This is a genomic window from Arthrobacter sp. B0316-5-4 (assembly GCF_059090325.1).
Map to the genome: position 1 here is coordinate 256880 of NZ_JBNHFN010000001.1, position 25209 is coordinate 282088.

Annotated in this window: 17 protein-coding genes and 1 pseudogene; 5 read left to right on the plus strand and 13 right to left on the minus strand. The window is 62.0% G+C overall.

Going from position 1 to position 25209, the window contains the following annotated elements; all coding sequences use genetic code 11:
- Positions 1–108: 108 nt before the first annotated feature.
- From AC5RU9_RS01185 to AC5RU9_RS01195, 3 genes are read right to left on the minus strand one after another with little or no spacing between them, the layout of a single operon-like run.
- Positions 109–1095, minus strand: a complete 987-nt coding sequence (locus AC5RU9_RS01185; protein ID WP_309994565.1) for a Gfo/Idh/MocA family oxidoreductase — start codon at positions 1093–1095, stop codon at positions 109–111.
- Entirely contained in the window at positions 1095–2186 is a 1092-nt protein-coding gene (locus tag AC5RU9_RS01190) for a DegT/DnrJ/EryC1/StrS family aminotransferase (RefSeq protein WP_211714184.1), read from the minus strand. Before AC5RU9_RS01190 ends, AC5RU9_RS01185 begins: the two co-directional genes overlap by 1 nt.
- Positions 2183–2800, minus strand: coding sequence for an acyltransferase (locus tag AC5RU9_RS01195; protein ID WP_211714185.1), 618 nt, complete (start codon positions 2798–2800; stop codon positions 2183–2185). Before AC5RU9_RS01195 ends, AC5RU9_RS01190 begins: the two co-directional genes overlap by 4 nt.
- A 361-nt stretch (positions 2801–3161) precedes the next feature.
- Here AC5RU9_RS01195 and AC5RU9_RS01200 point away from each other — a divergent pair, with 361 nt between their 5' ends.
- Positions 3162–7136, plus strand: coding sequence for a type VII secretion EssC family protein (locus AC5RU9_RS01200; protein ID WP_494015031.1), 3975 nt, complete (start codon positions 3162–3164; stop codon positions 7134–7136).
- Here the strand turns inward: AC5RU9_RS01200 and AC5RU9_RS01205 are convergent.
- A complete protein-coding gene (locus AC5RU9_RS01205) occupies positions 7131–7631 on the minus strand; it encodes a hypothetical protein (RefSeq protein WP_494015032.1) in 501 nt (166 codons plus the stop codon). The genes AC5RU9_RS01200 and AC5RU9_RS01205 overlap by 6 nt on opposite strands.
- Before the next feature lie 240 nt (positions 7632–7871).
- On the opposite strand from AC5RU9_RS01205, the gene AC5RU9_RS01210 reads away from it, so the two are divergent.
- Complete coding sequence (locus AC5RU9_RS01210) at positions 7872–8120, plus strand: WhiB family transcriptional regulator (RefSeq protein WP_003804966.1); 249 nt, start codon at positions 7872–7874, stop codon at positions 8118–8120.
- Positions 8121–8293: 173 nt separating this feature from the next.
- Here AC5RU9_RS01210 and AC5RU9_RS01215 read toward each other — a convergent pair whose 3' ends face one another.
- The 4 genes from AC5RU9_RS01215 to AC5RU9_RS01230 are packed head-to-tail and all read right to left on the minus strand — an operon-like array spanning position 8294 to position 16661.
- On the minus strand, positions 8294–9763 hold the full coding sequence (locus AC5RU9_RS01215) for a sensor histidine kinase (RefSeq protein ID WP_494015033.1): 1470 nt from the start codon (positions 9761–9763) through the stop codon (positions 8294–8296).
- A gap of 32 nt (positions 9764–9795) precedes the next feature.
- Complete coding sequence (locus AC5RU9_RS01220; RefSeq protein ID WP_494015034.1) at positions 9796–14652, minus strand: NAD-glutamate dehydrogenase; 4857 nt, start codon at positions 14650–14652, stop codon at positions 9796–9798.
- Positions 14653–14709: 57 nt separating this feature from the next.
- A complete protein-coding gene (locus AC5RU9_RS01225) occupies positions 14710–16020 on the minus strand; it encodes a CpaE/TadZ family protein (RefSeq protein ID WP_494015035.1) in 1311 nt (436 codons plus the stop codon).
- Positions 16017–16661, minus strand: coding sequence for a CpaB family protein (locus AC5RU9_RS01230; RefSeq protein WP_494015036.1), 645 nt, complete (start codon positions 16659–16661; stop codon positions 16017–16019). The genes AC5RU9_RS01225 and AC5RU9_RS01230 overlap by 4 nt, the downstream gene beginning before the upstream one ends.
- A 155-nt stretch (positions 16662–16816) precedes the next feature.
- Here AC5RU9_RS01230 and AC5RU9_RS01235 point away from each other — a divergent pair, with 155 nt between their 5' ends.
- On the plus strand, positions 16817–17038 hold the full coding sequence (locus AC5RU9_RS01235; protein ID WP_211714191.1) for a helix-turn-helix domain-containing protein: 222 nt from the start codon (positions 16817–16819) through the stop codon (positions 17036–17038).
- Here the strand turns inward: AC5RU9_RS01235 and AC5RU9_RS01240 are convergent.
- Positions 17035–17607 carry a hypothetical protein gene (locus AC5RU9_RS01240; RefSeq protein WP_494015037.1) on the minus strand — a complete coding sequence of 191 codons (573 nt, stop codon included), beginning with the start codon at positions 17605–17607 and terminating at the stop codon, positions 17035–17037. The two genes, AC5RU9_RS01235 and AC5RU9_RS01240, sit on opposite strands and share 4 nt — an antisense overlap.
- 140 nt (positions 17608–17747) lie before the next feature.
- Here AC5RU9_RS01240 and AC5RU9_RS01245 point away from each other — a divergent pair, with 140 nt between their 5' ends.
- Positions 17748–18521 (plus strand): LysM peptidoglycan-binding domain-containing protein, encoded by a 774-nt coding sequence (locus tag AC5RU9_RS01245; RefSeq protein WP_494015038.1) that lies wholly within the window; start codon positions 17748–17750, stop codon positions 18519–18521.
- A 152-nt stretch (positions 18522–18673) separates the two neighbouring features.
- Positions 18674–19096, plus strand: coding sequence for an Rv3235 family protein (locus tag AC5RU9_RS01250; RefSeq protein ID WP_494015039.1), 423 nt, complete (start codon positions 18674–18676; stop codon positions 19094–19096).
- Between the two features lie 107 nt (positions 19097–19203).
- Here AC5RU9_RS01250 and secA read toward each other — a convergent pair whose 3' ends face one another.
- The 4 genes and pseudogenes from secA to AC5RU9_RS01270 all read right to left on the minus strand — a co-directional run bounded on the left by secA (position 19204) and on the right by AC5RU9_RS01270 (position 25177).
- Positions 19204–21945, minus strand: coding sequence for a preprotein translocase subunit SecA (secA, locus tag AC5RU9_RS01255; RefSeq protein ID WP_211714194.1), 2742 nt, complete (start codon positions 21943–21945; stop codon positions 19204–19206).
- Positions 21946–21987: 42 nt separating this feature from the next.
- Positions 21988–23275 (minus strand): annotated as a pseudogene (locus AC5RU9_RS01260) (winged helix-turn-helix domain-containing protein).
- 29 nt (positions 23276–23304) lie between these two features.
- On the minus strand, positions 23305–24033 hold the full coding sequence (gene hpf / locus AC5RU9_RS01265; RefSeq protein WP_211714290.1) for a ribosome hibernation-promoting factor, HPF/YfiA family: 729 nt from the start codon (positions 24031–24033) through the stop codon (positions 23305–23307).
- A gap of 142 nt (positions 24034–24175) precedes the next feature.
- Positions 24176–25177 carry a ComF family protein gene (locus AC5RU9_RS01270; RefSeq protein WP_494015040.1) on the minus strand — a complete coding sequence of 334 codons (1002 nt, stop codon included), beginning with the start codon at positions 25175–25177 and terminating at the stop codon, positions 24176–24178.
- Positions 25178–25209 lie beyond the last annotated feature (32 nt).

Here is a 25209-nt window from a genome sequence, read left to right on the forward strand (position 1 = left end):
CCCTGTATCGGGCGCAGCCATCGGCCCACCGATCGGCAGGTTTCCAAACGGCAAAGGGAGGCTGGCCGTCGGCCAACCTCCCTTTGTGCTTGCGTCGAGATTGCTCCCTCAGAGCATGACGACGGAGCCGGATTTTGCGGAATCCAAAACTGCTTCCGCGACCCGCAAGGTCTCAAGACCTTCGGCCATCGTAACGACGTTCATCGACTTTCCAAGGACCGCGTCACGGAAGGCTTCGTGCTCCATCTTTAGGGGCTCACGCTTGGCCAACGCGAACCGCGTTGACGAGCCCTCCGAAACACCACGGAAGGCCGCAACAGAGTCCCAATCCGTCTGGAACGTACCGTTCTCGATAAATGTCAGGTCAGCCGAGATTGTATCGGCGATGTATGCGCCCCGCTCACCCAGGACAACAGTCGTCCGCTCTTTCATGGGGGACAGCCAGTTCACGATGTGGTTGGTCACCACGCCGCTCTTGAGGTGGCCGATTGCCGTAACCATGTCCTCGTGCTCGCGGCCACTGCGGGAGGTGGTGTGGGCAACGACATTGACGAAGTTACTCTGCGCGAGCCACGCCGTGAGATCAATATCATGTGTTGCCAGGTCCTTGACCACGCCAACGTCGGCGATCCTCGCAGGGAACGGGCCCTGACGGCGGGTACTGATCTGGTACACCTCTCCCAGGTCGCCGTTCTCCAGTCGCTCTCGCAAGCTCTGCAGCGAAGGGTTGAAGCGCTCGATATGCCCTACGGCACCAATGAGTCCCTTGGCCTCGAAAGCCCTGGCGATGCGACGACCAGACTCGGAGTCATTCGCGATGGGCTTTTCGACGAGGCAGTGCACGCCGGCCTCCGCGAGCTTCAAGGCCACTTCCTCGTGCAGCACCGTCGGCACAGCAGCAACAGCCATATCGATGCCCTGCTCGATCAGTTCATCCACGGAGCCGCAGACGGTCAAGCCATCAGCAACGTTGTGCGGGTCCCCGAAGGAATCCGCAACGGCCACCAGGTCCACGCCTTCGAGTTCACGGATGACGCGGGCGTGGTGGCGCCCCATCATGCCCAATCCGATGAGGCCTGCGCGCAGGTTTGCCACTAGCTTCCTGCCTTCGCAACGGCGTTGACCGCGGCAACGATCCGGTCAAGGTCGTCCTGGCTCAACGACGGGTGAACCGGGAGGGAAAGCACGCTTGCCGCCGATTCCTCGGTGACGGGCAGGTCATCAGAAGTCTGGAACGGAGCGAGGCGGTGGTTGGGGATGGGGTAGTAGACGCCACAGCCAACGTTGTACTCCTCGCGGAGTGCCTTCGCGAAACCGTCACGGTCCTCTGCGATGCGGATGGTGTACTGGTGGTAGACGTGCTCGTAGCCGTCCGCAACCTTGGGGGTGACGACGCCTTCGATGTTTGCATCGAAGAAAGCTGCGTTTTCCTGGCGGGTCTTGGTCCAGGCTTCAACCTTGGTCAACTGCACGCGGCCGATCGCAGCGTGGATGTTGGTCATGCGGCAGTTGAAGCCGACCAGCTCATTCTCGTACTGACGTTCCATGCCCTGGTTGCGCAGCAAGCGAAGCCGGCGCTCGACGTCGGCCAGGCCAGTGCTCACCATTCCGCCTTCGCCGGACGTCATGTTCTTGGTGGGGTAAAGGCTGAACATGGCGAAGTCGCCGAACGTACCGACCTTGCGTCCGTTGACCGCCGCACCGTGGGCCTGCGCAGCATCCTCGAAGACCTTGACTCCGTGCTTGGATGCGAGCGCGCCAATGGCGTCAACATCGAAGGGGTGTCCGTAAAGGTGGACAGGCATGATGGCGGCCGTACGGTCCGTGATCTTCGACTCTACGGAAGCGGGGTCCAGCGTGTAGTAGTCAGGGTCGACGTCGGCGAAGACGGGCGTTGCACCAGTCAATGCCACGGAGTTTGCCGTAGCAGCGAAAGTGAAGGAGGGAACGATGACTTCGTCCCCGGCGCCGATACCGGCAGCCAGGAGGCCAAGGTGCAAACCGGAGGTGCCGGAGTTGACCGCCACCGCTGCCCTGCCGTCGAGGAGTACCTGCGAGAATTCCTGCTCGAAGGATGCCACCTCCGACCCCTGGGCGAGCTGACCGGAAGCCAGCACTGCATCTACCGCCTTACGCTCATCTTCGCCAATGATGGGCTTTGCGGGGGGAATGAATTCGGGGCTCATGCCTCTACCTCTCGAAGAATCTCGTTCTGTTCAACATACGTGGCGCCGGTTTCGGGGCATACCCAGTTCTCGCCGCTGCGCTTCAGCGGGAAGCCGGCCTTGCCAACCCAACCATGGCGCTTGGCCGGAACTCCGACCATCAACGCAAAGTCCGGGACGTCTTTGGCGACTACTGCTCCGGCGGCCACAGTGGCCCATCGTCCGATGGTCACGGGGGCGACGCACACGGCGCGGGCGCCGATTGACGCGCCTTCGCGAATCGTCACGCCCACCGGTTCCCAATCATGGGCACTCTTCTGGCTCCCATCCGGGCCAACTGCCCGGGGGTAGGTGTCGTTGGTCAACACCACGGCCGGGCCGATGAAAACGCCGGCTTCCAGTTCCGCGGGCTCGTAGACAAGTGCATAGTTTTGAACTTTGCAGTTGTCACCCATCTTGACCCCGGTGCCAATGTAGGCACCCCGTCCTACGATGCAATTGACGCCAAGTTCGGCCTGCTCGCGGACTTGGGCAAGATGCCAAATCTTTGATCCATCACCAATTACCGCCTTGTCTGAAACATCGGCGCTCTCCGCAACCACTATCACCGGTGAAGGTCCTTCCTCATTGAGCACACGCGACAACGAATCTCATCTTAGCTGAGACACCATGCCCCGGCGTCAAGGCAGCGGCATGAGGCACAGGCTTGGCTTCGTTGTCCACATACGCCATTAAGGGTCCAGAACTCCCGTCGCGGAGTCCCTATCGTCAGTGGTGAAGCAAGCCATTGCGAGAGGAAACCCGATGACACTGGAGTGCACACTGGTCCATAGTCCCGGTGCTGGGCGGAATTCCGCGCCCGCGGAATTGTCCATTGCGGTGCCTGCTGGCACGTCCGGCGTCCACGTTCAATCCCTCATTGCGGAAGCCCATGGCACCGGCCTTCTTACACTTCAGGGACAGGAAGTATCTGCTCTGACCGTAGGAGTTCCCCCCTTGGTATCCGGAGCCATCCTGGTGGATGGCTCCCCGCAACCTCAGCATCCGGACGCCGGATCGGTGCCACTGGTGCTGCTGGCCCACTCTGGACCCGCTGCCGGCTCCGTCTTCCGGCTCCACCGTGGGCGGTTCATCATCGGTCGCGGTCCTGTCGATATCTCGGTGCCGGATTCCTCGATGTCACGGGAGCAGGCTGTACTGGAGGTTACCGGCACCGCCGTAACCTTGAGCCAAGTAGTCGGCGCTGCACCTGTGTCCGTCTGCGGTAAGGCAGCGAGGCGAAGCCCCATCAGCTCCGAATCCTTAATCCGCTGCGGCAACTCGACTTTCAGCATTTCCACCCATAAGAGTGCCCTTTCACCGCTCTCCAGCCTCGCCGGGTGCTCAGTGGAGGAACCCCTTGATGTTGTGCACACTTCGCCCACCCCCCGCCGCCTGCCCTTGGCGCTGGCCGCGGGACTGCCGTTAGTAGCCGGCGTAGCCCTGGTTGCTGTCACTGGTGCATGGATGTATCTGGGCTTCACCGCACTCTCCGCGGTCAGCCTCCTGGTCCCGCTGCTCACCGGCAGAAAAGGGCGAAAGGAGCGGGTCGTGGCCCTTTCACGGGCGGTTCAGGAAGATATCGCGCGACGCCGGCGGTGCTCTCCCTCTGCCGCCGACATCATCATGGCCACCTACCGTCCACCCCCGCCCATGGGCGTGGCTGGCCAAGAAACCCAGCCTCCGGCCTCGAAGCCGGGAGACGGTTCGACGCCGGCCGGGCTGCGACCGGTGGACGACGGCGCCTGGGTGCGGCTCGGCATCAGCAAGAGCGCCCAGGCGAATATTCGTATGGTTCCCCACGATCCCCATTTCCGGCCACCTCCCATCGGAATGGCCGCTGTGACCTTGGATCCGAAGCTCCCGCTGGTGAAGCTTCGTGGACGGCCGGACCATGTGGACGCGTTGCTCCGTTTTCTGCTGATGCAGCTGGGCAGCTTCCAAAGCTCGGCCGACACAGCAGTCATCGTGCTGGGACCGGTCAGTAGGTTGCCCCTGGCTGCCCGTTTCCTCCCCTGCGTGACTCTGGCAGCCAGTTACTTTGCCGCGCTCACAGCCCTCGACCAGCACGGCACCTCCACTGGCAGGCTTGTCGTGGTCGATGATCCCGGGGGAAGCGGTGTGGAATCCATGACATCGCTGCTTACAGCTGCCCACCGGATTGGCTGGCAGGTCATCGACTGCTCCGCCTCGCCGGCACATCTGCTGCCGGCTGTGGAATTGGCACCATCCGGGATCACTGGCGTCGTCAGGATGGACGGCAGCAGTCGCGACTTTATCCCGGACCTCACCCCCGTGGACGTGTTTGACGCTTTCTGTCGGCTCTCAGCCGCCGAGGCCTGGACCAAGTGGGCCAGCAATGGCCGCGCCATTCCCGACAGCTGCTCGTTCGGTGACCTGCATCCGGGCGGCCAGCGCAGGCTGCTGCGCCGCTGGGCCGACCCCACCAGCCGGAACGGACTGGTTGCCGTGCTTGGCCAGGGCCGCGAAGGTCCCATGACCTTCGACTTCAAGCTCGACGGCCCACACCTTTTGGTTGCCGGAACCACAGGCTCCGGAAAGTCTGAATTGCTGCGAACCCTGGTGGCTTCCATAGCGCTAAGCCACTCTCCGGACTCCGCAACTTTCCTGTTCGTCGATTTCAAGGGTGGTTCAGGACTGGGTCCACTGGCACGCCTCCCGCACTGCGTAGGACTACTGACCGACCTCACCAGGCATCATCTCGATCGAGCCCTCGTCTCGCTCCGTGCAGAAATCAGCCGCAGGGAGGAGGTACTCGCTGCGGCGGGCGTTTCGGACCTCAGCCAATACCACCGCATGGAGCGGCATTCCCCTCCAATGCCACATCTGCTTCTGGTCATTGATGAATTCCGCATGCTCGTGGAGCAAGCTCCGGGCGCCCTTCAAGAACTCATGCGCATTGCAGCCATCGGACGATCCTTGGGAATCCACTTGGTGATGGCAACGCAAAGGCCGCAGGGAGCCCTCACTGCAGACATCCGGGCAAACGTCACTTCCAGCATCGCGCTGAGGGTTCAATCGGACGCGGAGTCCTCCGACATCATCAACAGCAAGGCCGCCGGTTCCATTCGGGTCGGGACTCCGGGACGGGCGTTTCTAGCCCGGGCCTCTGGAGAAGCCGAAGAATTCCAGACAGCATCACTTGCCGTGCCTCCCGGAACCAGGGCTTCCGGTTCCGGGTCGGGCTACGGGCTGGTCCTCGTCAAGACCGTTGGCCAGGCCCTACTGCAACGCGCAGCCGCCGGGGCCGGACCCGCTGACAGGAATGACCAGATCGAGGATGGAACGAGCACCGTTATTTCCTCCCTCCAGGAACTCTGGCAAGCCGTCAGCGGGCTGCAGCCGCGGTCGCCAATAGCCCAACCGCTTCCCAGTTCAATAACCTGGTCCGACCAGCTCCTTGCCACCGGAACGGGCCCAGGCGCGGGCTCCACGACGCTGTCATCATGGTGCGTTGGACCCCTCGCACTGGTGGATAAGCCAGCCCAGCAAGTCGTCGAACCGTTGATATGGATTCCGTCCGAACATGGACATCTGGCAATGATCGGCAGCGCATCCAGCGGCATACTGACCTGCTTCAGGGCCGCGGCCGCCATGCTGGCCACGGCTCAACCGCAACCACATCTCTATGTCCTTGACGGCATCGGGCTGTTGGAGGACGTGGTTCAAAAGGAACGGCTGGGGGCCAGGGCCGGGCTGCATCAGCTGCTTCTGGCGGCGCAAATCGTGAAGCGCCTTGCAGCGGAGATGGACGCTCGGCGGGACCCCCGGAATGCGGTACGAACCGGCACCCCACTGGTTCTGGTGGTGACGGGATGGTGCTCGTGGGCAAACGCCCTGCGGAACGGGGTTTTTGGGTGGGTAGAGGCTGCATTGCAGGACATCGTCCGCGACGGCACGTCACTGGGCATCACTGTGCTGATTTCCGGTGAAAGGGAGCTCGTCAGCTCGCGCTTTTTTGCTGCAATCCCCAACCGGGCGTACTTTCCCAGCGGATCCACTGAGGAATCGCGTTTCCACTGGCCCCGCCTTCCCGATGTCGAGGACCTAGCCGGTCGGGGTGTCGTCACCGGCAATTTCGTTGACGGACAGACCAACGTGGCACAGTTCCGGGAAGCACCGAACTCCTGCGCGTGGCCCTTCAAGGACTTGGGGAGATCCCAACCGCCTTTCCGCATCAGGCCACTACCTGAAACCTTGGGCGCCGAGGACTTCTTCCAGCGCCTGGCGGAAGTACCGCAGCATGCCTTGGATTCGGGACCCTGCACGAATACTCCACTCCCCAACGATGCGGATTCGCCTGCCCCGGGTATGGCTGAAGAAGATGCGCTAACCCCACTGTGGATGGGCGTTGGGGGCGACGAAGCACTTCCCGTAGCCCTACCCCTTCCCAACCGGGGTGTCAGTGCCATCCTGGGTGGCCGCCATTCCGGAAAAAGCTCCGTACTGGCGGCCCTTCACCAACTCAACCCCTTGGTGCCATGGGTCTACCCTGACAGCACGGACGGGACAGGTTCATTTTGGGCTTCAATCGCACACGAAGCAGAAGCTGGAGTCTTGGACCCCAACAGCATCCTGTTGGTGGACGACGCCGACTCCCTGGATACGGGAGGCTGCCATGCGCTCGCCGCACTGGCCGGGAAAGTCCGGGGAATTGTGCTCACAGCCACACCCGGACCGGCGCTCGTGCATCGCCTGCCTCTTGCCGGCGACGTGCGGGCCTCTGGTACTGGGGTGGTCTTGGCTCCGTCGACGCCGCACGATGGCGAACTCCTCGGAGCAAGGCTGGACACTAATGGATCCGGACGCCCAGGCAGGGGTTTCGTCATCCACGGAAAGGACGTGACGCCGTTTCAAGGGGTCCTAACCGCTGGCCTGCCACCTGCTGGCACGGCAGGTGGCAGCCTATAGCGCCGCGGAAGCACCGCCGGTGCGCGATGCGTAGGCGATGACATCCTTTTGGAACAAGAACACTATCGCCACCAAGGCGGGAACGATCATCGCCAAGCCCGGCAGCACCAAACCGCCGGTCATCGTGGGGAACCCGATAGTGAGGACAAACAACTGGGCCACCAGGGCGGCCGCCCGGGTCCACCTGTACCCCCGGAACAGGAAGTGGCCCACGGCAAACAGCCACGCGGAAAACGCCAGGAGCAGCCCCAGAGTGAAGATCGCACCCCAGAACGTGAGGACAGGTGCTCCGGTAAGCAGTTCGAAAGCGTACCAAGCGGCAGCGCCCAGGAGAGCCAATGCTTCCAGTACGACAACCAGGGAAATAACTGTGACGCCAAGCGGCCGCGCAGTGCGTCCGGGGGCCCGGGATGCGCCGGACCTCGGTGCGTCCCGCCCGTCATTTCCGTCGGGTTCAGGCGTGGATTGGGCAGGGTTAACTGGAGGTCTTGACACACTGGCACACTACCGGACATAGTCATCTAGCAGTGAGGGCACTGGCAGCTGATGTGATGCATCGCTCACAGATTCCGGGCATTTCGTCCACTAACACCCCTTGTTTACAAGGCGTTAGCATGAAACGCTTGACTCAGACGACCAAGGGGGCCCATGCGGGCCCCTTTCCTTTGGAGCCTCTCGTGAATGTTTTCACAAAAGGGGCCCTACTAGTTCTCACGAATGGAGTGACTGATCAGCATGGATTGGCGTAATCGCGCAGCCTGCCTCGACAAGGACCCGGAGCTCTTCTTCCCAGTCGGCAACACCGGACCAGCACTTCTCCAGATAGAAGAAGCCAAAAGCGTTTGCCGTCGTTGCCCCGTAGTTGATACCTGCCTGCAGTGGGCCTTGGAATCCGGCCAGGACGCCGGCGTCTGGGGCGGCATGAGCGAAGACGAGCGACGGGCCCTCAAGCGCCGGGCAGCTCGCGCACGCCGCGCTTCCTAGGCAAAGAACTTAACAAAGAAGGCCGCGGACCCTAGGGTCCGCGGCCTTCTGTGTTAACCCGCCACGCTTCAGCTCGCCATGGGTCCAGCCCAGGCTACCCAAGGGTCTACCCTGAGTCACTCCCCGGGTCCCCGCTCCTCGGGCCCTAGGGACCGGCCCAAGGACCGGGACCTCTAGGACCGCGCCAGGTTCAAGACGATTTCGACGGCGGTGCCGCCCCCTTCGCGCGGGCTCCACTGGATCGATCCCCCGAGCTCGCTGGTGACCAGTGTGCGGACAATTTGAAGGCCCAGGCCCTCCGTGTATTGCCCATCGGGCAATCCGACGCCGTCGTCGGCAACGGTAACCGTCAGGAATTCGTCGTTCCCGTCCCCGTCCGCCCTGTCAGCCAACAACCATACGGTGCCCGTTCGTCCCTCCAGCCCGTGTTCCACAGCGTTGGTGACGAGTTCATTGATGACCAATGCCAGCGGAGTGGCAAAGTCGCTGGGCAATTCGCCGAACAGGCCTGAACGTTCTGTCCGTACCTGCTGGGAAGGCGAGGCAACCTCAGCCGACAACCGGAACTGCCGTCCAATCAGCTCATCGAAATCGACGCTCTGAGTCAGGCCCTGCGAAAGGGTCTCATGAACCAGGGCAATGGTGGCCACGCGCCGCATGGCCTGTTCCAGCCCTTGCTTGGCTTCGTCGCTGACCATCCGGCGGGACTGCATGCGCAGCAGGGCGGCCACTGTCTGCAGGTTGTTCTTCACCCGGTGATGTATCTCCCGGATGGTGGCATCCTTGGTAACGAGTTCCATTTCCCGCCGGCGAAGCTCCGAAACATCACGGCACAGAACGAGGGCACCAAACCGGTGCTGCTCGTCGCGCAGCGGAATGGCCCGAAGGGACAGGCTCACTCCCCTGGATTCGATTTCACTGCGCCAGGGCATCCGGCCCGTGACAACCAATGGCAGGGTTTCGTCCACCATGCGTCGATCCTTGAGCAGGCCCGCCGTCACTTCGGCCAGGGAACGCCCCTCCAACGATTCCACTTCACCGAGTCGGCGGAAGGCGGACACTCCGTTGGGGCTGGCATACTGCACAATGCCATCGGAATCGAGCCTGATAAGCCCGTCACCAACCCGGGGCGCTCCTCGACGGGACCCCGTGGGCGAGGCAAAATCGGGCCACAACCCGAGCGTTCCCATCCGCAGGAGGTCGTACGCGCACTGGCGATAGGTCAGTTCCAACCGGGACGGCATCCGTGAGCTGGACAGGTCCATGTGGGAGGTGACAACTGCAAGTGTTCGGCCGTTGCGCACCATGGGAACTGCCTCGACGCGCAATGCCATCTCGCTGCTCCAGCTCGTTTCGCTGGATCGTTCGATGGATCGGCTGTTCCACGCCTTGTCCACCAACGGGCGGAGGTCGGAGCGGATGCCCTCACCCACGAAATCCGCGTGGAACACCGTATGCGATGTCGACGGACGCACGTGGGCGAGGGCGATGTAGCCGAGCTCTGGATGCGGGAACCACAACGCGAGGTCCGCGAAAGCCAGGTCGGCGACCATCTGCCAGTCACCGACGAGGAGGTGCAGCCATTCGGCATCTCCAGGCCCGAAATCAGCGTGTTCCCTGATGGGGTCTGTAAAGATTGCCACTGCACCTCCATTTGCGACGCCGGGACTTGCTCCTAGCGTCGAACGATTGACCTCAAGAGCCTTAATGCTACCGACAGTGACGCCATGTCGTCGGCTTCGAGTGCGTTGACCTCATCAAACATGGTCTTGGCGCGGCCGAGCTGCTCGGCATTTTGCCCTTCCCATGCCTTGAGACGATCTTCCGCCAAGGCGCCGGACTCCGTCGACTCAAGTACCGACGTCGTCATGTCTGCCACCGTGGAATACAGGTCATCCCTGAGTGCCGCACGGGCCAGGGCTTGCCAGCGGTCGTCACGTGGAAGCGAACTGATCCGCTCCAGCAGTGAATCGACGTGGAAGCGGTTGAACACCGTGTAGTAGACGTGGGCGACGTCTTCGACCGTGTCGTTTCCGGTCCGGGCAATCCGGGCAATATCCAGGAGGGCATAGCTCTCGAACAGCTCCGCCCACCTGTGCGCCAGGTGATCCGGCAGTTCCCAACCGCGTGCCTTCTCCAACCAGCCGGTGATGCGGACCTTGTCTTCGCCCCGCAGGTAGTCCAGCAGCTTCGCGCGCAGCGGAGCCAGCATGGGCTTGAACGATTCCACGACCTCGGAAATGGGCTGGGACGCCATCCCTTGCCCCAGTACCCACCGCACCGCGCGGTCAAGCAACCGGCGTACGTCCAGGTGGACTTCACTCCAGTGTTCTGTCGGGAAGGACGCTGGGAGCGCATTCAGTTCAGCAACCATGGGATCGAGGTCGTAGATTTCCCGCAGGGCCACGAATGCCTTCGCGACCGCCACTTCATTGGCCGACGTTTCTTCCATGGCCCGGAACGCGAAGGTGATGCCGCCCAGGTTGATGATGTCGTTGGCGACCACAGTGGCGATGATCTCGCGCCGCAGCGGATGGGTGTCCAATTCGGCGTCGAACTTTTCGCGCAACTGCTTGGGGAAGTAGTTGCGGATGGTGTCCGCGAACCACGGATCATCGGCGAGGTTGCTGTCCCGAAGGGCGGCACCCAGTTCGATCTTTGCGTAGGCGGCCAGGACGGCCAGCTCCGGAGACGTCAGGCCCTGGCCTTGTTCCAACCGTGCACGCAGGGTATCGGTGGTGGGCAAGGCTTCAAGGTCGCGCTTGAGGTCCGCGGACTTCTCCAGCCAGTCCATGAGGCGCTCGTAGCTCGGGCTCCAGTCCGCAACCCGTGTCCGGTCGTTGAGGAGCAGGATGTTCTGGTCGATATTGTCCTGCAGGACCAGCCGTCCCACTTCATCGGTCATATCAGCCAGGAACGACGCACGGTCCGAGGCTTCCAGCTTGCCGGCTGCCACCATGCGGTCCACGAAGATCTTGATATTGACCTCGTGGTCGGAGCAGTCCACGCCGGCCGAGTTGTCAATCGCATCCGTATTAAGGATGACCCCTTGCAGGGCAGCCTCGATACGTCCGCGCTGGGTCAACCCGAGGTTTCCACCCTCGCCCACAACCTTGACCCGAAGGTCACGGCCATCCACGCGAATCGCGTCGTTTGCCTTGTCCCCCACCGCAGCATGCGTCTCCGTACTGGCCTTGACGTAGGTCCCGATGCCGCCGTTGTAGAGAAGGTCGGCGGGTGCCAGCAGGATCGCACGGAGTAGTTCCGGCGGGCTTAGCTGAGTGGTTCCGTCGGGCAGGCCCAGCGCCTTGCGGACCTGGTCCGAAACCGGGATGGTCTTGGCCTGCCGTGCGTATACGCCGCCGCCTTCGCTGATGAGGGAGCGGTCGTAGTCATCCCAGGAAGACCTGGGCAGTTCGAAGAGCCGCTGCCTTTCGGCGAAGGACGCCGCCGCATCGGGGGTCGGATCCAGGAAGATATGGCGGTGGTCAAAAGCGGCAAGCAGCCGGATGTGCCGGGAAAGCAGCATGCCATTGCCGAAGACATCGCCTGACATGTCCCCCACACCGACCACCGTGAATTCTTCGGATTGGGTGTCGAGGTCCAACTCGCTGAAGTGCCGCTTGACGGATTCCCAAGCGCCACGTGCGGTGATGCCCATGGCCTTGTGGTCGTAGCCGACCGAACCGCCGGAGGCAAAGGCGTCGCCGAGCCAGAAACCGTATTCGGCAGCCAGTCCATTGGCGGTGTCCGAGAACGTTGCGGTTCCCTTGTCAGCTGCCACCACAAGGTAGGAGTCGTCACCGTCGTGACGGACAACGTCCGACGGCGGCACGAGCCTCTCGCCGTCCGCGGAGGTGACGAGGTTGTCGGTGATGTCCAGCAGGCCCCGGATGAAAGTCTTGTAGCTCTCGATTCCTTCGGCCATCCAGGCCGCACGGTCCACGGCAGGGTTGGGCAGTTTCTTGGCGAAGAACCCGCCCTTGGCGCCGGTGGGGACGATCACTGCGTTCTTGACAGTCTGGGCCTTAACGAGGCCCAGGATCTCCGTGCGGAAATCTTCCCGCCGATCCGACCAGCGAAGGCCACCCCTGGCCACCTTCCCAAAGCGCAGGTGCACCCCTTCCACCCTCGGGGAGTAGACCCAGATCTCGAACATGGGACGTGGGAAAGGAAGCCCGTCAATCGAGGTGGGGTCGAGCTTGAAGCTGACGTAGTCCTTGTTTTGGAAGTAGTTGGTCCGCAACGTCGACTCGATGAGGTTGACGAAGGTCCGAAGGACGCGGTCGGCGTCCAGGGTGGCTACTTGCTCAATGGATTCCGCGAGTGCGTCCCGCGCAGCAGCCTGGCGTTCGGGCCTGAGGTCCTCCGCGACGGCGGGATCGAAGCGCGCCGAGAAGAGCTCATTGAGGCCCCGGGCTACATCGGGATTCCCGAGGAGTGTGTCAGCGATGAATCCAAAGGAGTTGGTGTTACCCATTTGGCGCATGTACTTGGCGTACGCACGCAGCACGACCACCTGCCGCCAGTGCATGCCTTCGCGGAGCACCAACCGGTCGAAGTTGTCCGACTCCACCGCCCCGGTGACCGCAGCCCCAAAAGAATCGCCCAGGAGGTCACCGGTTGTCAGGGGATCAACCCCGGCAGGGTACTTAAGCCCAAGGTCGTAAAGGAAGAAGTCCCGGTTGTCTGCGGTTTCAATCTCGAAGGGCCGCTCGTCCAACACTTCGAGGCCAAGGTTGTGGAAGTAGGGAAGGATTTGGCTGAGGCTCTTGGGCTCCATCAAATAGAGCTTGACGCGTGCGTCTTCTTCCAACGCCTCACCGGCACCCTCCGGAAGGTAAACGTGCACGCCGGGCTTGACCTGCTTGGTGGCTCCCCCGGCCCTTTCCGCTTGGGCACCGTACTTCTCGAAACGCTCGATGTCCTCCAGCGCATCTTCGACTTCGTAATCCACGCGGTAACCGGCCGGGAATGCCTCAGCCCACAGCGCCGACAAGACATCGGCTTCCGCCGCGGGACGGTTCTCGCGCAGGACTTCAGCAATACCTTCGCTCCAGGACCTCGATGCCCGCATCAGGCGGTGTTCGAGCTCTTCTACATTGACCTCGGCAAGTTCCGCGGTGCGGGGCAACCTGATCCTGAAGAAGACACGGGCCAAAGCCGACTCGGTAATCCGCGCCTCGTAGTCAATGCTCTCGGCCTGGAAAGTTTCGCGGAGTTCCTGCTCGATCCGGAGTCGGACGCTGGTGGTGTAGCGATCGCGGGGCAGGTAGACCACAGCTGACATGAACCGGCCGTAAATGTCCGGCCGGAGGAACAGCTTGGTGCGCCGACGTTCCTGCAGGCGCTGAATGCCTGTGGCTGTGGCAGCGAGATCAGGTATCTCAATCTGGAACAGCTCATCGCGGGGATACGTCTCGAGGATGCCCAAAAGGTCCTTGCCGGAGTGGGAGTCGATCGGGAACCCTGCATTGCGCAGGACAGCATCGACCTTGTCGCGCACAATCGGTATGCTGCGCACGGATCCGGTGTAGGCACTCGTGGCGAAGAGCCCAATGAAGCGCCTTTCACCGTTCACATTGCCCAGGGCATCGAAGCTTTTGACGCCGATGTAATCAAGGTAGGCAGGCCGGTGCACGGTGGAGCGCGAGTTGGCCTTGGTGATGACCAAGGCGCGCTTCTCCCTTGCGCGCTTTCGACCTGCATCCGTCAGGTGCTGGACCTGGCGGGTGGAATCTCCGGCGCGGAGCAGGCCCAGGCCGCTGTCTTCCCGCAGCTGAAGCACGTCTTCGCCGTCTTCATTGACGAGGTCGTATTCCCGGTACCCCAGGAAGGTGAAGTTGCCGTTATCCAGCCATCGCAAGAGGTCTTGGGCCTGCCGGAGCTCGGCAACCTGTTCAGGATGGGATACGCCCCCCAGCGCCTCAGCCAATTCGAGTGCCTTGCTGCGCATTTTCGGCCAGTCTTCGACCGCTGCCCTGACGTCGCCCAGGACTCGTTGCAGACCGGAAACCAATTGTTCGCGGACTTCATCGTTCACGCGGTCGATCTCGACAGCGATCCACGATTCCATGTGCGATGCGTTGTCGCCGTCACCGAGCAGGTGGGCCACGCTGGGCAGGGCTGCTGTATCGCCGCTGGAGATACCGACGTTGGAGGGGACCCTGGAGATCTTGGCCAGTTCCCCGGACACCCGATCGCGGGTAACCACGAACAAGGGGTGCATCACGAGTCGGATGGCGCAGTTCTGGCGAACAAGCTCCGCGTTGACCGAGTCGACGAGGAAGGGCATGTCGTCGGTAACGATATAGACGACGCTTCGGTCAGATTCGGCGGAGATTTCCACCACGGCGTTGCCTGGTCGGCGGGACTGGGCAACAGTCCTGTGATGGGATGCCCGCGACATCAACAGTTCAGGCGAGTATGCGCGGGAGTCCTCCTCTGCGAGATGCTCATAGTAGTCACCGAAGAACCCTTCACGGACAACTGCTGCATCGGACCGATCCTCCACGCTGGATCCTGACGACATCGACAAACGCCTCCATCACAAGTTGATTGCTGCGACTCTGCAGCCCACATGTTGAGCCTAGCGCTTATGGAACCGCAGGACTCTGGTTGATCGCCTGAAAGAATTGCGATTTCGCTGGACAGGCGCACAAACGAGCTGGGCGATTGCCTGACGGAGGGGCGAATCCGGGGCGGCTTCGAGTAACACGGAGCCAGTCAGAAGGGCGAGCTCGCAGGCAGCCGAATCCGCGGGTAAGTACGCATCGATGCCCGAACCAGGGCCGAACCGCTCCCAGGCTTCGTCCAATTGCCTTCTGGGCGAATGGCCCACGGTGGACCGCTTGACCTTGTTCAGCACTATTCGGGGGGACGCCTCTGGGATGGTTGCCTCCAGTTCGGCCAAGCCGCGAACCAGGCGCGGTATCCCTATGGGATCCGCTGCTCCCACGGCGAGCACCGCGTCGGCCATTTCCAGGCTGCGGAGGGTCGCCGCGTTACGCCGCGGAGTCATTGTGTCGAAGCTCAGTTCTTCATCCGACTCGAAGCAAAATCCTGTGTCCACCACAACGAAGTCCGCCGCGTGCCGGGCAAGGTCGAGAACCACGGACAGCGCCCCTGCCCTGAGTTCAGTCCAACGGTCCGCGCGCGTGGTTCCGGTGAGGACACGGAAAGCACCTGCTGTGGTGAACACGAACGCAGCCGCGGACTCCAAGGCCCTGTCATCGAGCAAGCCCTGATCGGCAAGCCTGCACGCCTGGGCCAGTCCAGCTGATTCATCCAGCAGTCCCAGAACCGCCGAAACACCGGCACCATAGCTGTCAGCGTCCACCAGGATCACGGATTTGCCGTCCGCCGCGAGTTCTGCCGCTATGTTGACTGCCACCAGAGTCCTGCCGGGCGCACCTGTTGGCCCCCAAACAGCGATGATCTCCCCTTGTCCGCGCGGCGGTTCCTCCAAAGCTTCCGGCGCCGGCACCGATGCAAGATCCGCGGACGGTTCCGCGAATCCACTGCCGTACCCATAGCCTGGTCCAGCAGCTGACGCCACACGCCCGACTGCTTCGGAGATGTGGTCGGCGAGGGCGGATGGATCGATTCCCGGAGCGGCGGCAACGACGCCAATCGATTGGAGTCGCCGCGCTTCCTCCGGATCATCCGTCAGGGCTACTACCGATACACCTACCGCCGCGAGGCGGTCAACGAGCGTTGAGGTCAACTCGCGGCAGCCTTCGGCGACGACGGCGGCCAGGGCAAGTCCGCTTTGGCATGCGGCAATCATTTCGGCAAGCTCGGAACAACGCCGGACAACCGTTACCGGGCCGTGCAAGCGCTCAAGCCCACCCACGACATCCTCTTCAGCCGCGCCAACTGTTATGACGGGAATGCTCACCGGGCCAACCCCGCCGGGTTCCAGACGACGGACACCTTGGCGTCGTTGGCCTGCGCACCGAGCAGCCTGGGCATTTGCTCATCCGTCACCAGCACCAGCACCACTTTGGTCTTCGAGGCACCCAAGGTAGTGGAGCCCTCCATCACCTGTGCGATTTCTGCGCCCGGCAACAACAGCTCAGGTTCCGCGAATGATCTGTCGGTTCCCGGCATGGCAACCCATACATCCACTCGAGCCCCAGGGACTGCCTGGGTGGGAAGCTCTTCATCCACGGAGATAGCCACCGGCTTGCGGTTGAGGAGGTCGGCCGTACCCAGGCTGTCCTGCGGAATCAATTGGTTCTTCGCCACCCTCTGTAACGCGACTTTGTCCGGCGGGAGTCCACTTTCGACGGTGACGTAGCTTGACTCAACGGCGTCCAAGCGCACTTTCACAATGGAGAAATCGGCTTCGGTGACGGGCTGGCCAACTGCTATGTTCTCCCGGGCAGCGTACACCTGAATAGTCTTGTCAGCCGTTCCCACCAGCGCCACGACGCCCGCAATGGAGAGAAGTACCAGAAGGATCCCGACCAGCAGCCGAGGGTCCTTCCATGACGGCTTCTTTAAGCGTGCGGCGGCAACGGCTGCGTTTGGACTCATTTTCCAGCTCCCCCATTATGAGTTTGGGCAGGTCCCGTGCACCTGCCTCCCCATTCTTACCGGCGGTGACCGGCTGCCCCAAAGCCAATGGCCCCAAATGGGCCGAAACTGTGGATAACTACCCCAAACAGCAATACCGATGGCAAAATGGAGCCATGCCCCGATTCCTGACTCTGGCGGACGTCGCCGAACAACTCCAAATAAACTCCCCCCAGGCTTACGCCTTGGTGCGAAGCGGGGAGTTGAAGGCTATACAGGTGGGAGGGCGCGGACAGTGGCGTATTGAGGAAACCATGCTGGAGCAGTACATCCAGGATCGTTATGCAGAAGCCAGCCGGATGATCGAAGAGTCCAGGTCCAAGACGGCGCAGCGCTAGAATCCTTGACCGCTGTTCGAGCTAATGGCCGTTAGGGAGTCGAACGGAACGGTCACTACTGCCGCCACGCTTCCAGCCCGCCTCTCTTCACCAGACACCACAACGGCCAGATCAAAGTGGCCCTTCCCTACCCTGTCGATAACCCCGTCGAGCTTGTGGCCGTCGCCTTTCCGGACAGCAAGGTAGACAACAAGTGGGACGCGGCCCCTGGACAACGCCCGCAACGCGGAAGCAATCCCCAATGAACGTTGCACGCGGGATGCTTCCTTGATGGCCAGCCTCCCAAGTCCTTGGTAAGAGAGCACGGATCCATGCGGGATCAACCATTGCCGCGCCCCTTCGGTAAGCACTATCCACTCGCTCCCGATATGGCTGAGCCCACCCCGGAGAATGGTGCCATCCACCAGCATGACCTTGATACCTGCGCCGACCACGCCGCGGAGGCGGTCGTTCAGTTCTACGGTGCCGAGCTCAACGCGGGCCCGCTCCGTTATCTCGGATTCGGACTCGAGGGCGCGTTCGGCCGAAAATTGTGCTTCCAAATCGCTGAAGAGAGAGTCCCATCTCATGTGGCCAGACTAGGCTGCACTAGGGACCCAGGACAATCCAACCGTCATCCGGTGGAACTGATTGGACAACCGAGTGCAGAACCCATCACAATGGGTCAAACACGGTCAAATGACATCAAACTAAGCTTTGGGGGCTTGGAATGGCGCACACACTACGCAGGGACCTGGCCCTTGCTGCTTCGTTACTCGGGCTTGGTTTGCTCCTTGCGTTCGTGGGCAGCATCCTGTTCAGCCAATGGTTGGCTGCTGAAAACCATCAGCAGCAGTCCTCCCTTGAACACCTTCTAGGCATTGCCGCAAGCGCCGTAGGCACCTCCATCGTGGCTTGGTGGGCCCTGTCGTTTTTCCTTGCCTTTCTGGCGACTGCCATGCAGCGGAGAGGTCAGTCAAAGACGGCCGGCACCATCTCCAAATTCAGTCCCGGCTTCATGCTGCGCCTTGCGGCAGCAGTGCTCGGTCTAAACCTCCTCGCCTCCGGTATCGCGCAAGCAGCAACACAACCGGAGCCGGGCTGGCACGCCACAGACACCGTGACCTCCAATTCCACCGGTGCATCGTGGACTCCCACATCGCCTAGCGCACCAAGCGCAGGCACTGCGGCGCCCGTCGGAACCGTTACACCACAGGTCGAGGCAATCAACCCCGGCTGGCGTCCGCAGCTCCCTGTTGTTGATCCTGGACTTCTGAGCCGGCCCGCGTCACGGCAGGACGCTTCCGCTGGCAAAGCGGACGTCATCGTGCAACCTGGAGACTCGCTGTGGTCCATTGCCGCTTCCCGGCTGGGTCCTTTCGCCACCGACGTAGACATCGCGCTGTCCTGGCCCAAATGGTACGACGCGAACCGCTCCACGATTGGTGCTGACCCGACCATGCTTCATCCAGGTCAGGTCCTGCAACCTCCTTCCCCCGGCTAGGTCAGCAGCCGCGGACCTTAGGGTTCGCATGGGAGCCCACTCAGGGGCTCCAACCGCACGTCGTTTCCCAACCAGCGTCATCCCAGCAGAAGCCACCCAGGCAAAGGCGTCCCCACGCCCGAGCCTATGTTGTGAATGCACGAGGTATGACCATGACCGTTACGACTCCAAGCAGGCCTGCAAGCCGCCAAAGCGGAAGAGGGACAAGCGCCGTCCGTGGCTCTAGCGGCACGGACGTCGATGTTCGGCTTGTCGCGCGGAGCATTGCCCAGGCCGCCTTGGAGGTCCTCGCCGGGACCCGGCCCCTCCAGCAGCTCTCACGCTCCCTTGACCCTGAGTGCTATCTAGCGTTGCAGCACCGGGCGGCCCTCACCCGAAAACATGCCGCGAGGGTCCGCGGCAGTCAGCAGCCCCACAGCAGTCCGATGGTCCGTTCCGTTCGGGCGTGCTCCATTTCGGAGTCCATCTGTGAGGCCAGCATCGTGGTGGCGGAGGAACAACGCTGCCGCGCGGTAGCTATGAGGCTGGAACGTGTGGATGGCGTTTGGCAGGTTACCGCACTCGAAATTGGCTGATGGTGGCCGAGGGCATCCGCATCGCAGGAGTGGGATCAATGGAAAAAGGGCGAACCCCGGACCTTGTGGTCCGGGGTTCGCCCTTAAGATCCGCAGCTTCCGAGGGGTCAGCGGCGCTTTTTCTTTGCCGGTTTACGTGGCTCCTGGCCAGCCGCCTTGGCGGGGTTGCCGGAACGACCTGAAGCACGGCCCTCGATCCGGGTCTGGGTTGCTCCGTCCTCGCCGGGGGCGGTGTACTGCAGCTGGGCCGGTTTCTCCGGTGCCTGCAGGCCAGCCGCCCGGATTTGGGGATCATGGTGCTCTGTGTGCGTGCCACGAGCAGTGTCGTCGGCAACCACTACGTCTTCGGCGGGCGTTACTTCTACTTCAAGGTTGTACAGGAACCCGATGCTCTCTTCGCGAATGGCTTCCATCATGCTCTGGAACATGACGAAGCCCTCACGTTGGTACTCGACCAGGGGATCGCGCTGGGCCATCGCCCGGAGACCGATTCCTTCCTTGAGGTAATCCATCTCGTAGAGGTGTTCTTGCCACTTTCGTCCAAGGACCGAGAGTACAACGCGGCGTTCAAGCTCGCGCATGCTCTCCGATCCGATGGCTTCCTCGCGAGCCTGGTACACGAGCCGGGCGTCGGAGAGGATCTCTTCCTTCAGGAACTCTGCCGTGACGCGCGACTTGCCGCCGGCCTCCTCGATGATGTCCTCGGGAGTAACTGTGGCCGGGTAAAGAGTCTTCAGGTTTGTCCACAACTGGTTGAAGTCCCAGTCGTCGCCGGTCCCTTCGGCGGTCGCCGCCTCGATGAGGGCATTGATGGTGTCTTCAAGGAAGTACTGGACCTTTTCGTGAAGGTCGTCGCCTTCGAGGATCCGGCGACGGTCACCATAGATGGCTTCACGCTGGCGGTTGAGGACGTCATCGTATTTGAGGACATTCTTGCGCTGTTCGGCATTGCGCGCCTCCACCTGGCCCTGGGCCGAGGCTATTGCCCGGGACACCAGTTTGGACTCGAGCGCAACGTCGTCGGGTACTGAACTGTTCATGAGCCGTTCTGCGGCTCCGGAGTTGAACAGCCTCATGAGGTCGTCTGTCAGCGAGAGGTAGAAGCGGGATTCGCCGGGGTCGCCCTGACGGCCGGAACGGCCTCGCAGCTGGTTATCGATACGGCGAGATTCGTGGCGTTCGGTACCCAGGACATATAGCCCACCGAGGTTCAGGACTTCTTCGTGTTCGTCCTTGACGGCCTGTTTTGCCGCTGCCAGGGCTTCGGGCCACGCAGCCTCGTACTCTTCCGAGTTCTCTTCGGGGTCGAGGCCACGCTTGGCGAGTTCGGCGATGGCGGTGAATTCGGCGTTGCCGCCGAGCATGATGTCAGTACCGCGGCCAGCCATGTTGGTGGCTACGGTTACCGCACCCTTACGGCCTGCTTGGGCCACAATGGAGGCCTCGCGTGCGTGGTTTTTCGCGTTGAGGACTTCGTGGCGGATACCTTCCTTGGCAAGCAGCTTGGAGAGGTATTCGCTCTTTTCAACGCTCGTGGTTCCGACCAGTACCGGCTGCCCGTTTTCGTGGCGTTCCGCGATGTCAGCGACCACGGCATCAAACTTCACGACTTCGTTCTTGTAGACGAGGTCAGATTGGTCGATGCGCTGCATATCCCGGTTGGTGGGAATGGGGACGACGCCAAGCTTGTACGTGCTCATGAATTCCGCGGCTTCGGTTTCGGCCGTACCGGTCATGCCGGAAAGCTTCGAATACATGCGGAAGTAGTTCTGCAATGTCACCGTGGCGAGAGTCTGGTTCTCAGCCTTGATTTCGACATTTTCCTTGGCTTCAATGGCCTGGTGCATGCCTTCGTTGTAGCGGCGGCCAGCAAGGATGCGTCCCGTGTGCTCGTCGACGATCAGGACCTCGCCATCGAGGATGACGTAGTCCTTATCCCGCTTGAACAATTCCTTTGCCTTGATGGCGTTGTTGAGGAAGCCAATCAGGGGGGTGTTGGCAGATTCGTACAGGTTTTGGATTCCGAGATAGTCCTCCACCTTTTCGATGCCGGCTTCCAGCACACCAACGGTCCGCTTCTTCTCGTCGACCTCGTAGTCGACCTCGGGCTGAAGCCGCGTGACAACCTTGGCGAATTCGCTGTACCACCTGTTGGTGTCACCCTGTGCCGGCCCGGAGATGATCAGCGGCGTCCGCGCCTCGTCGATGAGGATGGAGTCCACCTCATCAACGATTGCGAAGTTGTGGCCGCGTTGCACCAGTTCGCTGGCATCCCAGGCCATGTTGTCGCGCAAGTAGTCAAAGCCGAACTCGTTGTTGGTGCCGTAGGTGATGTCTGCAGCGTACTGTTCACGGCGCACCGTCGGGTCCTGGTTGGACAGGATGCAACCGCTGGTCAGGCCAAGGAACCTGTAGACGCGTCCCATGAGTTCGGACTGGTATTCGGCAAGGTAGTCGTTCACCGTGACGACGTGGACGCCTTTGCCAGTGAGGGCGTTGAGGTAGGCCGGCGCGGTCGCAACGAGGGTTTTACCTTCACCGGTTTTCATTTCGGCGATGTTGCCCAGGTGCAAGGCTGCGCCACCCATGAGCTGGACATCGAAGTGCCGCATTCCCAGGGTCCGGGATGACGCCTCGCGAACGGCGGCAAAGGCTTCGGGCAGCAGGGCCTCGAGGGTGTCGCCGTCTTGGTGGCGGGCACGGAGGCGATCCGTTTCCTCACGGAGTTCAGCGTCCGTGAAGGACTTGAAAGAGTCTTCCAGGGCATTGATGGAATCGGCATAGTTCCGCAGTTGCTTGAGTGTCTTTTTATCACCCGTGCGGAGAAGTTTTTCGATTAGTGATGCCACGTGAAATTGCTCCCAGTCTCATGCTGCCGAATTCTGGCTGTTTCAGTCTACGGGAGAGACCAACGCCACGTTGCCGGGTTCACCTGTGAGCGGACTGCCTGGCTGTGCTTGCGCAGCAGGATCGACACTGCGGATTGCCGCCTCCTTGGCCAGGCTGGCTGCAAGGTCGCCAACCGGCCAAACCACCACTTCACCCAAACCCAGCCAGCGGGCCATGAGGCAAAGCTCCGCCGCAAGTTCGACGGCGGTATCCGCCGGTGCGCCGGCCTCGCCGAACGCCGAGCGCACCAGGAGCTGCCCAGAGGCCCTGTCGGCCTTGAGATCCACCCGGGCCACGATCCGTTCCCTGAGGAGGAACGGCAGAACGTAGTAGCCGAAACGCCGCTTGGCGGCCGGGGTGTAGATCTCAATCCGATAGTGGAAGCCAAAAAGCTCTTCCAGGCGTCTTCGTTCGAAAACCAAGGAGTCAAAGGGACTGAGCAAAGCGCGTCCTTCCGCCTTTCGCGGCATCTTTGCCTCGACGTGCTTGAAGGTTTCACGGTCCCAGCCACGGATTGACACCGGTTCCAGTCGGCCGGACTTCACCAAACGCCGGACCGATTCCGCTCCGGCCTTCACCGGTGTACGGAAGTAGTCGGAGAAACACCGTACCGTGCCAATGCCGTGGGCTTCGGCAGCGGCCTCGATCAGGCGGTCCAAGGATGCTTCGGGATCAAGCACCGCGGGCGGCAGGTCAGGGACAACCCTGGCAGTCAGGGTGTATTTGCGTTCGAATTGCTGGGTCCTTGAAGCCGCGGAGACCTTTCCTTCTTCAAAGAGGTGCTCCAGCACGCGCTTGACCATATTCCAGTTCCAACCCCACTGGTCACGTGCAGCGTCGTGGACGTGTCCGAGCTTCGCCGTCAGCTCAGATGCGGTCATTGGGCGCCCCGAGGCAAGGGCTGCGAGTATGCGTTCCTCCATGCCCTGGCGTTCCAAGGGATCCAGATGGTGTGCGCCAACCCAGGCGCGTTTTTGCCACAGAAGCAGGTCGTGGAAGTGCTCCGGCCGGATGAAGCTGGCCTCGTGCGCCCAGTACTCCATCATTTTGCGCGGCTTCCGGCCGGCCATGATGTGCAGGATGTCCGGGTCGTAGTTGCCCAACCGGGAAAAGAACGGAAGGTAGTGGCTGCGTGCCACTACGTTCACGGAATCGATCTGGACCAACTGGCCGGGCAAAGGTCCGGCCCACCGCCCGTGGTGTCACGGGGCCGGTGGGCCGTTCCTTTGCCAAACCCTGAGCTGCCAATGCGATCCGCCGTGCCTGTGAGAGGCTCAGCGAAGCGGTCATTGAAGTCCCTTCATGCAGGAGTTGACGCCTTACTTGGCCGTAGCGGCCTGGTCATCCGAGCGATAGGCGTGGATCTTCTCTTCCACGGCCTCCTCGCCGGGTTCGCATGTGGAATCGAGGGTAATCACGCCATAGGTCCAACCACTGCGACGGTAAACGACCGAAGGCGCGTTGGTTTCCTTGTCCAGGAACAGGTAGAAGTTGTGACCAACAAGTTCCATGCTGTCCACAGCGTCGTCAAGTGTCAGGGACGCTGCGGGGAAAACCTTCCGGCGGATCAGGACGGGTGAATCGCCTGCCGGGATGTCGTTCTCAATCTCGTAGGGAGAACGCTCATCAGTTTGTGGCTCGGACTCCTGGTGATTGCTTGCCTCGACGTAGAGCGGCTCGCTCGCGCTGGCCGGCTCCAGTGTTGCCGTGGCTTCCCGCACGGCCTTGGGTGTGTGGCGGCCGTGGTGGACCTTCTTGCGGTCCTTTGCACGGCGAAGCCGTTCGAGCAGCTTGTTGTACGCAAGATCGAAGGCAGCGAATTTGTCAGCGGCTGTGGCCTCGGCACGGATAACGGGGCCTCGGCCCAGGACTGTCACTTCGACGGTGAGCTGGCCCGGCGTCTGCCGGGGATTGGTTTCCTTGGAAACCTTGGCGTCTACTCGCTGGACCTTATCCCCCAGCGATTCAATCTTCGAGATTTTTTCGCCGGCGTATTCGCGAAAGCGGTCAGAAACTGTCAGATTTCGTCCGCTGATCATGAACTCCATGGTGCCCTCCAAATAACTCGGTGACACGACAACGACTCTGTTGGGGGCTGGTCTGACGGACAGTCGAGCCCCTTTCCGAGCCGCTATCGACAGGTACATCTGTTCTTGGTACCCACAACCGACGTTAGTTCATCGTCACGTGTTATTCATCCTTTAGCCGTTTATTTTTTGATTTTGTCTTATCAACCACCCTGGGGTCGTCGCCGGTCACTACGGAGGCGTAGGCTGGTGGCCTCGTGGCCGCGAGAACCACGGCGCCGCAAACCACACCGCCCGCCGCCGTCACGGCCCGCGCCGCCTCGGCAAGGGTGGCCCCCGTAGTGAGCACGTCGTCGATCAGGATGCACCGTGCACCTTTGAGCTCCTTGGACCATCGATGCCGCACACGCATGGATCCCCTCACCCTGCTGGCCCTTCCGCCCCGCCCCAGCCCCTTTTGCCCGCCCCGATCGTTGCCGGCGTCACGGCCCAACACGACGTTGGCAAGCCAGGCAGCAAGGTTGCCGGGTGAGAACCGGCTGAGCCCGTGCCGGATCGGACGTGCCGTCTTCACAAGCGCATCCAAGGCAGGGCATTGCGGATGCATCCTCCGCAGCCGCATCCAGAGGAGCAGGAGGTGCACAGGGCTGAATCCGCGCTTCGCGAACGCTGATGTACTGGTTGGTACCGGGACAAGGCGATAGCCCTGCTGGCCACCGGTGGCAGAGGCCACGGCCTTGCCAAGGCAGGTGGCCAGTACACCGGCCAGCCGCCACTGGCCATAGTGCTTGAAAGAAAGCAGGCACTGCGCCAACTCATCGCGGTACGGCCCGGCAGCCACCACCCCGATCTTCGCCGTGCCATCAACGTCGACCAAGGCCGGGGCCTCCTGCTCCGCCCGAAAGGGCTCCCTGCACAGTTGGCGGACCCGCTTTGCGCACGATCCGCAGAGGACGGTGTCTTCGGCATTGCAGCAGACGCACTCCACAGGGACCAGCAGGGCAAGCAGTTCAGCCAGGGTCTTTTGGAGCGCGAAAAGCACCCTGCCGATGGGTTGCCTGTCCAGCCCACGATAACGTGCACGGCCAGTGACCGGTGCCCGGAGGTCAGGGTCTTCGCGACGACGGCGGCCGGCGGCCTTTGGGGCGAGAGGGAAGGAAGTCATTCCGTCAGCCTGTGCCAGCCCCCGGGTGTGCG

Coding starts and splice junctions, on each gene's coding strand:
- AC5RU9_RS01190 (WP_211714184.1), bottom strand. CDS start 2,186: ATGAGCCCCGAATTCATTCCCCCCGCAAAGCCCATCATTGGCGAAGAT.
- AC5RU9_RS01210 (WP_003804966.1), top strand. CDS start 7,872: ATGGATTGGCGTAATCGCGCAGCCTGCCTCGACAAGGACCCGGAGCTC.
- AC5RU9_RS01220 (WP_494015034.1), bottom strand. CDS start 14,652: ATGTCGTCAGGATCCAGCGTGGAGGATCGGTCCGATGCAGCAGTTGTC.
- AC5RU9_RS01230 (WP_494015036.1), bottom strand. CDS start 16,661: ATGAGTCCAAACGCAGCCGTTGCCGCCGCACGCTTAAAGAAGCCGTCA.
- AC5RU9_RS01235 (WP_211714191.1), top strand. CDS start 16,817: ATGCCCCGATTCCTGACTCTGGCGGACGTCGCCGAACAACTCCAAATA.
- AC5RU9_RS01240 (WP_494015037.1), bottom strand. CDS start 17,607: ATGAGATGGGACTCTCTCTTCAGCGATTTGGAAGCACAATTTTCGGCC.
- AC5RU9_RS01245 (WP_494015038.1), top strand. CDS start 17,748: ATGGCGCACACACTACGCAGGGACCTGGCCCTTGCTGCTTCGTTACTC.
- AC5RU9_RS01250 (WP_494015039.1), top strand. CDS start 18,674: ATGACCGTTACGACTCCAAGCAGGCCTGCAAGCCGCCAAAGCGGAAGA.
- hpf (WP_211714290.1), bottom strand. CDS start 24,033: ATGGAGTTCATGATCAGCGGACGAAATCTGACAGTTTCTGACCGCTTT.
- AC5RU9_RS01270 (WP_494015040.1), bottom strand. CDS start 25,177: ATGACTTCCTTCCCTCTCGCCCCAAAGGCCGCCGGCCGCCGTCGTCGC.